This window comes from Actinomadura sediminis (genome assembly GCF_042675525.1).
GTDB lineage: Bacteria > Actinomycetota > Actinomycetes > Streptosporangiales > Streptosporangiaceae > Spirillospora > Spirillospora sediminis.
This window is the reverse complement of the sequence record NZ_JBHTJA010000177.1, coordinates 1-8,607: the sequence shown is the minus strand read 5'-3', so window position 1 is coordinate 8,607 and position 8,607 is coordinate 1. Positions and strand designations below refer to the sequence as shown.

General features: G+C 77.2%; 8 protein-coding genes. 4 read left to right on the top strand and 4 right to left on the bottom strand.

The features are described 5' to 3' along the window. Window positions 1–74: 74 nt before the first annotated feature. Complete coding sequence (locus ACFQ11_RS36360) at window positions 75–569, bottom strand: DUF3145 domain-containing protein (RefSeq protein ID WP_378307265.1); 495 nt, start codon at window positions 567–569, stop codon at window positions 75–77. A gap of 252 nt (window positions 570–821) precedes the next feature. On the opposite strand from ACFQ11_RS36360, the gene ACFQ11_RS36355 reads away from it, so the two are divergent. The 4 genes from ACFQ11_RS36355 to ACFQ11_RS36340 all read left to right on the top strand — a co-directional run bounded on the left by ACFQ11_RS36355 (window position 822) and on the right by ACFQ11_RS36340 (window position 5,713). Next, a complete protein-coding gene (locus tag ACFQ11_RS36355) occupies window positions 822–1,982 on the top strand; it encodes a S8 family peptidase (RefSeq protein WP_378307263.1) in 1,161 nt (386 codons plus the stop codon). 94 nt (window positions 1,983–2,076) lie between these two features. Then, window positions 2,077–2,703 carry an RNA polymerase sigma factor gene (locus tag ACFQ11_RS36350; RefSeq protein WP_378307261.1) on the top strand — a complete coding sequence of 209 codons (627 nt, stop codon included), beginning with the start codon at window positions 2,077–2,079 and terminating at the stop codon, window positions 2,701–2,703. Beyond that, window positions 2,700–3,149: a hypothetical protein gene (locus ACFQ11_RS36345; RefSeq protein ID WP_378307259.1), complete on the top strand. Its 450-nt coding sequence runs from the start codon at window positions 2,700–2,702 to the stop codon at window positions 3,147–3,149. The genes ACFQ11_RS36350 and ACFQ11_RS36345 overlap by 4 nt, the downstream gene beginning before the upstream one ends. Beyond that, a complete protein-coding gene (locus ACFQ11_RS36340; RefSeq protein ID WP_378307257.1) occupies window positions 3,146–5,713 on the top strand; it encodes a CHAT domain-containing protein in 2,568 nt (855 codons plus the stop codon). The genes ACFQ11_RS36345 and ACFQ11_RS36340 overlap by 4 nt, the downstream gene beginning before the upstream one ends. A 33-nt stretch (window positions 5,714–5,746) precedes the next feature. On the opposite strand, the gene ACFQ11_RS36335 is transcribed toward ACFQ11_RS36340, so the two are convergent. From ACFQ11_RS36335 to ACFQ11_RS36325, 3 genes are all read right to left on the bottom strand, one after another. Then, window positions 5,747–6,577: a sulfurtransferase gene (locus ACFQ11_RS36335; RefSeq protein ID WP_378307255.1), complete on the bottom strand. Its 831-nt coding sequence runs from the start codon at window positions 6,575–6,577 to the stop codon at window positions 5,747–5,749. A gap of 85 nt (window positions 6,578–6,662) precedes the next feature. Next, window positions 6,663–7,790, bottom strand: a complete 1,128-nt coding sequence (locus ACFQ11_RS36330; protein WP_378307253.1) for an alkaline phosphatase family protein — start codon at window positions 7,788–7,790, stop codon at window positions 6,663–6,665. Continuing rightward, window positions 7,787–8,368 carry a DUF5998 family protein gene (locus ACFQ11_RS36325; protein ID WP_378307251.1) on the bottom strand — a complete coding sequence of 194 codons (582 nt, stop codon included), beginning with the start codon at window positions 8,366–8,368 and terminating at the stop codon, window positions 7,787–7,789. The genes ACFQ11_RS36330 and ACFQ11_RS36325 overlap by 4 nt, the downstream gene beginning before the upstream one ends. Between the last annotated feature and the right edge of the window lie 239 nt (window positions 8,369–8,607).

Here is an 8,607-nt window from a genome sequence, read left to right as displayed (position 1 = left end):
GTGCGGGGCCGGCCGGGCGGGCGGGGCGTGCTCGTTGCGGGGCGGGCACGCTCCGGCGGGCGGCCGGGCGCCGGTCAGACGGCGGCGTGCAGCCAGCGCACGGGGGCGCCGTCACCGGCGCGCCGGAACGGCTCGAGCTCGTTGTCCCACGGGGTGCCCAGCAGGCGTTCGAGCTCGTGCTCGAGGTTGGCCTTGCCGACGGCGGCGTTGGCCATGATCGAGCGGAGCCGGTCCTCGGGGACCATGACGTCGCCGCTGGCGCCGATCACGCCCGTGAACACGCCGAGCGACGGCGTGAAGCTGTAGCGGACTCCGTCGGTGCCCGGAGTGGGATCCTCGGTGACCTCGAAGCGCACCAGTTTCCAGCTCCGCAGCGCCGACGTGATGCCGGCGGCCGTCCCAGGCTTGCCCTCCCAATGCAGTTCGGCGCGCAGCGTCCCCGGCGCGGCCGCCTGATCAGCCCATTCAAGGGAAACGGGCACGCCGAGGACACCTGCGGCGGCCCACTCGATGTGCGGGCTCAGCGCAGGTGGCGCGGAGTGGACGTAGAAAACGCCACGTGCGGTCACCGGACCTCCTGGATCTGTACCGAGGCTCGTCTTCCCCTACGGCCTCGTACGTCCCAAGTCGGCGTCCGCGTCCCTCATTGTGCATCATCGGCACGGGTCGCACCACCGCGAGTTCCCTGTTTGTCGAACGCTTGACCACGCCATGCACACCGTTGATCGTCCACAGTGAGCACGTCGCACGCTTCTTCGCTACACAGCGTCATCATTGCGGCACCATGTGTGCGGAAGGCGATCGACGGGAGGCGAGGACGGATGTTCGATCAGCAGGCGGTCCTGGAGCGGGTACTGGCGCGGCATCGGGACGCGGTCGTGGTGGAGCCGGTGCCGGGACGTCCCGCGCTGATCCGCCGCGATCAGCTCCTCGTCGCCGGGCACGACGCCGCCGCCGCGGAGGACCTGGTGCGGCGCTGGTGCGACGCCCGGGAGGACGGCCCCGGGGTGGCGCGGCTGCGGCTGCGGGCGAAGCCGGACGTGTGCGAACTGGCGGCGGAGCTGGCCGGGGACGGGCCGCACCGCCGGCTCGCGGTGGCGCCGAACCACCTGGTGCACGGGCAGCCGCTGTGGTGGAGCGGCCCCGCGGACCGGCCGCGCCCGGCGAGCCCGATCCCGGCGCCGCGGCCGGCCGCGGACGCGTGCCGGGACGTGACCGTCGCGATCCTCGACACGGGCCTTGCGCCGCACCCGTGGTTCGAGGGCGCGGACTGGTTCGGGGAGCGGAGCGCGGAGGACGCGGACGTCCTCGACGCCGACCTCGACCGTGCACCGGACGCCCAGGCGGGGCACGGGACGTTCGTCGCGGGCGTCGTCCTGCGGCACGCGCCGGCGGCGCGGCTGCTGGCGCGGCGCGTGCTCGGCGGGGACGGTGTGGGGGACGAGCTGGGCGTGGTCCGCGCGCTGGCGCGGCTCGCGGAGCGGGACCACGCGGACGTGGTGAATCTCTCGCTCGGCTGCCACACCTACGACGACCGTCCGTCGCCGGTGCTGTCCCGGGCGATCGCCGCGCTGGGGCGCCGGACGGTGGTGGTGGCGTGCGCGGGGAACGCGGCGAGCGACCGGCCGTTCTGGCCCGCCGCGCTCAAGTCGGTGATCGGGGTGGCCGCGCTGGACGGCGACGACCGGGCCTGGTTCTCCAACTACGGCTGGTGGGTGGACGCGGCCGCGCCGGGGGTGGAGGTGGCGAGCAGTTTCGTCCGGTACGACGGGCCGCGGCCGCCCGTGGACGGCGCGGATCCCGACCGGTTCGACGGGTTCGCGACGTGGAGCGGGACGTCGTTCGCGACGCCGATGGTGGCGGGGCTGATCGCGGGGCTGGCGGCGGCCGAGGACCTCGCCGCGGTTACGGCCGCGGACCGGGTGCTCGACCAAACGAGGCGTCCTACCCGTCCGGACCTCGGCGTAATCATCAGGTCTTGACTACGACACGATGGAGAAAAGGTAACTCTCGGTACTTAGAGTTATGCAGATCGTAAAGTCGTCGGTCCGCGGGTGAGCTCGGAGGGAGTTCTCGTTGGTCCGGCATGAAGCATTCACCGACACCGGCACGAAGATCGGCATGGCCTTCGGTACGGACGTCGATACGGACGTCGATACGGACGTCGATACGGACGTCGGCATGGACGATGCCGGTGACCTGGTGGCCCGGGCCCGCGACGGCGACGACGCCGCGTGGGCCCGGCTGGTGGAGGAGCACAGTCCGCTGCTGTGGGCGATCGCCCGCTCGCACGGGCTGGACGACGCCGACTCCGGCGACGTCGTCCAGACGACATGGCTGCGGCTCGTGGAACGCATCGACACCGTGCGGGAGGCGGGAGCCGTCCGGGTCTGGCTGGCGACGACCGGGCGCCGCGAGAGCCTGCGGCTGGTGCGGCTGCGCGGGCGGGCGCTCCCCGGGGCGGGGCCGCCCGCCGCGCCGTCCTCCGCCCCCGGACCGGACGAGGTCGTCCTGGCGCGCGACCGGCTCGGCCGGGTCGGCGCGGCCCTGCAGCGACTGCCGCAGCGCTGCCGGGCGCTGCTGCGCCTCTACGCGCTCGCCCCGACCTACCAGGAGCTGGCGGCGGCCCTCGGCATCCCGCTCGGCAGCGTCGGCCCGACCCGGACCCGCTGCCTCGACACGCTGCGGAGGCTCCTCGGGTGAACGACGACGAGCTGCTGACGGGCGTCCGGGACGCCTTCACCGCCCTCGATCCGGTGCCCCGGGACGTCCTCGCCGCCGGACGCGCCGCGCTCGCGTGGCGGCTGCCGGCGGCGACGCTGGCCGAGCCGACGCTGGAGGGGGCCGCGGGCGCGGCGCGCGGCACGCGCGGCGGGAACGTCCGCGCGCTGACGTTCACCTGCCCGGACGCGACGATCGAGGCGGAGGTCGCCGACGCCGGGCGGTTCCGGGAGATCTCCGGGCGGATCGTCCCCGGTACGGCCGCGGCCGTGCTCGTGCGGCACCGCCGCCTGCCGCCCGGCGGGACGGGCGCGCCGGTGGAGCCGGGCGGGCTGTTCTGCCTGCCGCCGGTCCCGCCGGGCCTGGTCAGCCTCGTGTTCCGGCTGGACGGCGGCGCGTCCGTGGTGACGAGCTGGGCCCGGGTGTGACGCGTCCCGAGGGGCCGCGCCCCGACGCGGCCGAGGCCGGCGAGCTGCTGCGGCTCGTCGCGGCCGACCCGGCGTCCGCGCACGTCCGGGCGCTGGCGCTGGCGAGGTCGCGGACGGGGGCGGCGGCGGTCCCCGTCCTGCGGGCCGCCGGGCTCGCCGCGAAGGAGCTGGGGCGGCTCGCGGACGGCCTGCGGCACCTCGGGCGGGCGCTCGCGATCGCGGAGGCGGCGCCGGACGGCGCGTACGCTGCGGCCCAGGTGCGGATGAGCCTCGTCGGCCTGCTCTCCGCCCGCGGCGACCTCGCCGGGGCGCTCGCGCAGGCGGCCCGGGCGGAGGGCGTCCTGACGGGTCCGGACGCGGCGCGGCTGGCGGCCAACACGGCCTGCGCGCTGGCGCGGGCGGGCCGCCTCCGGGAGGCGCAGGACGCGGCGGCGCGCGCGCTGCCCGTGTTGCGCCGGGGGCACGATCCCGCGGTGCTGAACGGGCTGCTGACCAATCTCGGGCTCGCGCGGGCGATGCAGGGCGAGTTCGCCGCGGCGGAGGCCGCTCTCGTCGAGGCCGTCGACGTGGGACGCGCCGCGGGGCTGCTCCACCAGACGGCGATGTCCACGGCGAACCTGGCGTTCGTGGTGTCGCGGCGTGGGGACGTCCCGCGCGCGCTTCGCCTCTACGCAGAGGCGGAACCACTGCTGTCCGGGGAACGCCTGGCGCAGTCCCGGCTGGACCAGGCGGAGACGCTGATCTCCGCGGGACTGCCGGGCGAGGCACGTCCCGTCCTGGAGAGGGCCGTGGAATCGGCCGAGGAGGACGGCTACCGGAGCGACGTCGCCGACGGTCTCCTGCTGCTCGCCCACGCCGAACTGGACGGCGACGAACCTGAGCGGGCGGTCCGCACGGCGGAACGCGCGTACGCCGCGTTCGCCGAGCAGGAGCGCACGGGGTGGATGCTGCTCGCCGAGCACGTGCTGCTGCGGGCCCGGTGGGCGGCCGGGGAGCGCTCGGCGGCCCTGCTGGGCACCGCCGCCGCCACCGCCGACCGGCTGGCGCGCGGCGGGTGGGCGGACGCCGCCGCCGACGCGCGGCTCATCGCCGCCCGTGTCGCGCTCGCACTCGGCCGTCCCGCCGGGCACCTCCTCGCGCCGCCCGCCCGTGCCCGGGGGACGCTGTCCGCCCGGATCACCGCCTGGCACGCCACGGCGCTGGAGCGCGCCGAACGCGCCGACCGGCGGGGCGCCGTCGCCGCCGTCCACGCGGGGCTGCGGGCCGTCGAGGAGCACGCGGACGCGCTCGGCGCCCTGGACCTGCGGGCCCGCGCCGCCGGATCCGCCGCCGTGCTGGCCGGGCTGCGGCTCGTCCTGGCCCGGTCCGCGCGGGAGCTGCTCGCCGTCGAGGAGCGGCGGCGGGCCATCGCGCGCCCGGTGCGGGTCCGCCCGCCCGCCGACCCCGAACGGGCCGCGGCGCTCACCGAGCTGCGCGTCCGCAGCGGGGAGCACACCGCCGCGACGGCGCGGGGCGTTCCGGCGCCGCACCCGGCCGAGGCGGCCGCGCTGGAGGCGGCCGTCCGCGCCCGGACCCGGCGCCGTTCCGCGTCCGCGTCCCGGTCGGCGTCCGTCCGGCCGCCGGGCGCCACCGAGATCGCCGCGGCGCTGGGCGAGCGGGCGCTGGTGGAGCTGATCGCCGTGGGCGCGGAGCTGCACCCGGTGACGATCGCGGCCGGTCGCCCCCGGCGGCACCCGCTGGGCCGCGCGGACCGCGCCCGCCACGATCTCCGGGTGCTGCGGCTCGCGGCGCGCCGCCTCGCCGCCGCCGACGATCCGGGGGCGGCCGAGGCGCTCGCGAGCGCCGCCGGGCGGCTCGACCGGCTCCTGCTGGCCCCGCTGCGGACCGTCCTCGGCGACCGCGATCTCGTGCTGGCCCCGGCCGGTCCCCTCCACGGACTCCCCTGGTCCGCGCTGCCGTCGCTGGCCGGCCGGCCCGTCACGGTCGTCCCGTCCGCGCGCGCCTGGCACCGTGCCCGCACCGCCGCCGGGCCGCGCACCGGCGGGCACGTCCTGCTCGCCGCCGGGCCGGGACTGGAGCACGCCGAGCGGGAGATCGCGGCCCTGCGGCGGCTCCGCCCGGACGCGCGCGTCCTGCACGGGCCGAGGGCGCGCGCGGAGACCGTGCGGGACGCCCTGGACGGCGCGTCCCTCGCGCATGTCGCGGCCCACGGCGAGTTCCGCGAGGGCAACGCGCTGTTCTCCCGGCTCCGCCTCGCGGACGGGCCGCTGCTCGTGCACGACCTCGACGAGCTGGCCGCGCCGCCGCACGTGGTCGTGCTGTCCGCGTGCGACATCGGCCGCGCCGACGAGGGCGACGCCGTGCTCGGCATGGCGGGCGTCCTGCTCGCCCTCGGCACCGCCAGCGTGATCGCCAGCGTCACGCCGGTCCGGGACGCGGCCGCCCCGGCGTTCATGACCGCCTTCCACCGCGGCCTCGCCGCGGGCCTGCCGCCGGCGCGCGCGCTCGCCGCCGCCCCGCGCACCCCGGGCGTCACCGGGTTCGTCTGCATGGGCGGCGGCTGAGCGCCTTCCCGGCCGACCCGGCGGACGCCCGGGTCAGCCGGGCCCGGTCGCGACCGGGTTGGCGGGGTCGGCGACCCAGTTCGACCACGAGCCGACGTAGAGGGCGGCGGGGATGCCCGCGAGGTTCAGCGCGAGGATCTCGTGGGCGGCCGTCACCCCGGACCCGCAGTAGGCGCCGACGTCGGCCGCGTCGGTCGCGCCGAGCTGCCCGAACCGCTCGCGCAGCAGCCCGGGCGGCAGGAACCGCCCGTCCACGCCGACGTTCCCGGACGTGGGGGCGCTGCGGGCGCCCGGGATGTGCCCGGCGACCGGGTCCACGGGCTCCTGCTCGCCCCGGTAGCGCTCGGCGCTGCGCGCGTCGAGCAGCACCCCGCCCCGCGCGAGCTCGGCGGCGCCCTCGGCGTCCAGCACGGGCAGCCGCCCCGGTGTCGCCAGGAAGTCGCCCGGCTTGACGTCCGGTTCCTCGGTGGTCACCGGGTGGCCCGCCTCCGTCCAGGCCCGGTAACCGCCGTCCAGAACCCGCACCCGGTCATGACCGAAATAGCGGAGCGTCCACCAGACGCGCGCCGCGGCCGTCGAGTCGGCGTCGTCGTACACCACCACCAGCCGGTCCGGCGACACCCCGGCGCGGCGCATCACCGCCTCGAAGTCCCCGGCGGCGGGCAGCGGATGCCGCCCGGCCCGGCCCGGCGGCCCGGTCGCCTCCCCGTCCAGGTCGACGAAGACCGCGCCGGGCAGATGGCCCTTGCGGTAGGACTCGATCCCCGGGGGTCCGGCCAGCCGCCACCGCGCGTCCAGCAGCACCACGGGGGCCCGCCGCCGCATCAGCCGGTCCAGCGTGGGCACGTCGATGAGTGGGTGCACACCGCCAGTCTGAACGCCGTCACCCGGGTTGGGGAGAGGTGAATCCTGGTTCGTCACAGTCATCCAGGCTACGCAGTTCCGCCGGTTATGTCGGCCCGGACACGGTGAGCAGCGGCACCAGCCGCTCCGCCGAGATCATCGAGCCGTGCATGCCGACCATGTGCGCCAGCCACGGCTCCCGCTCGGACGCGACGATGGCCAGATCCCCGTGCGGGACCGCCACCACGTCCCCGATCCGGTCGGTCATCCCCGGCGCCATCGCGCCGAACCAGCCGTCCGCGACCGCCTCCTCGCGCGGCACCACCCAGGCGCGGTCGCCGACGGCCGCGCGCCACGCCGCGAGGACGTCGTCGCGCGCGCCCGGCTCCGCGTACACGTACCGGCAGCGCGCGTCCCCGCCGAGCAGCGCGACGCCGTCCAGCAGTTCCGGCGTCCGGTCGGCGTCCAGCCGCTCCCCCGGGTCGATCATCCCGTGGTCGGAGGTCACGCACAGCAGCGTCCCGGCGGGCAGGACGCCCGCGAGCCGCTCGGCGAGCAGGTCGACGAACCCGAGCTGGAACCGCCACTCGGGCGAGTCGACGCCGCGCCGGTGCCCGGTCGCGTCCAGGTCCGCGTGGTAGACGGTCACGTACGCGCGGTCGTGCTCGCGCAGCACCGCCTCGGCGCGGCCGACGAGCTCGCCCATCGCGTCCGCGCGCAGGTGCTCGGCACCGCGGGACGCCGCCCGGGTCAGCGGCGTGTTCCGCAGATGCCACGCCCCGACGTACCGGACGGCGACGCCGTCGGCCGCCGCGCGCTCGAACACGGTCGGCACCGGCTGGAACCCGGCGGGGTCCACCCCCGCGTCGTCGCTCCAGCGCAGCAGGTTCAGCAGCCGTCCCGTCCCGGGCACCGCCACCTGCAGGCCGAGCAGGCCGTGGCCGCCCGGCGGCAGGCCGGTGCCCAGCGACCCGATGCTGGTCACCGTCGTCGCGGGCAGCCCGGCGTCGATCGCGCGGCCGCCCATCGCGTTCAGGAACGGCGCCTCGCCGGGGTGGGCGCGCAACTGCTCCCAGCCGAGCCCGTCGACCAGCAGGACGCAGACGCGGGGAGCGGACGGCAGCCCCAGGACGTTCGCCGCCCCCGGCACACCGAGCGCGGCCAGCGCCGACGGCGGCAGGTCCGCGAGAGAGCACGTCCCGTAGCGCGGGACGGGCGGGGGCGGGGCGCTCACCGCGCGGTCGCGGCCGACAGCGCCTCCGCGAACGCCAGCACGTGGCCGACGGCGTCCGCGCCGTCCGCGGCCTCGCTCACCCGCAGCGACAGGTCGTCGGCCGTGACGCTGCCGGTGTAGCCGTGGTCGGCCTCGCAGTTCTCGTCACCGCAGGTCGCGGGCTCGAGGTCGATGTGGGCGATGGCGCCCCACCCGATCGTCAGGACGACCTCGGTGGGCGGCACGCCCGGCACGTACGACGCCGGGTCGGGCACGACCCGCGTCACCGCCACGGACTGGACGCGGTCCAGGTTGACGGCCTCGGTGGTCGTGGAGGCGTGCGGCCTGGGCATGCCCTCGCCCGGGGGGTGCTCGTCGGTGTGGCACACCAGCAGCCGGCTCGCGGACAGGACCAGCACGGTCACATGCCGGCGGACCTCCATCGCCGGGTCGAACGTCGCCTCGTGGTGCACCACGTAGGCGGTGACCGGCTCGTCCCCGATGGCCGACTCGACCGCGTCCGCGACCAGGGCCGGGTAGTAGCCGCTGCGCTCGATGGCCGTGCGCAGCCCGTTGGCGGTCGCTCGCGTTTCCCTCATGGCCCCATCCTGCCTTGTCCGGGCCCGGACGTGCACACGACCGGGCCCTCCCGCGCACCGGAAGACGCACCGGACGTTCGCCCACGCGGTCATCGCCGTCCGTCCGGGGTACGAAACGGACATGGACGACAAGGATCCGATGCCGAGCCCGCCGCCGGTGCCGCCGCCCACGCCCGACCCGGCGCCGCCGCCGCGACCGCCCGTCCCGCCGGAACCGCAGCCGGGCCCGCCGGGCGGCC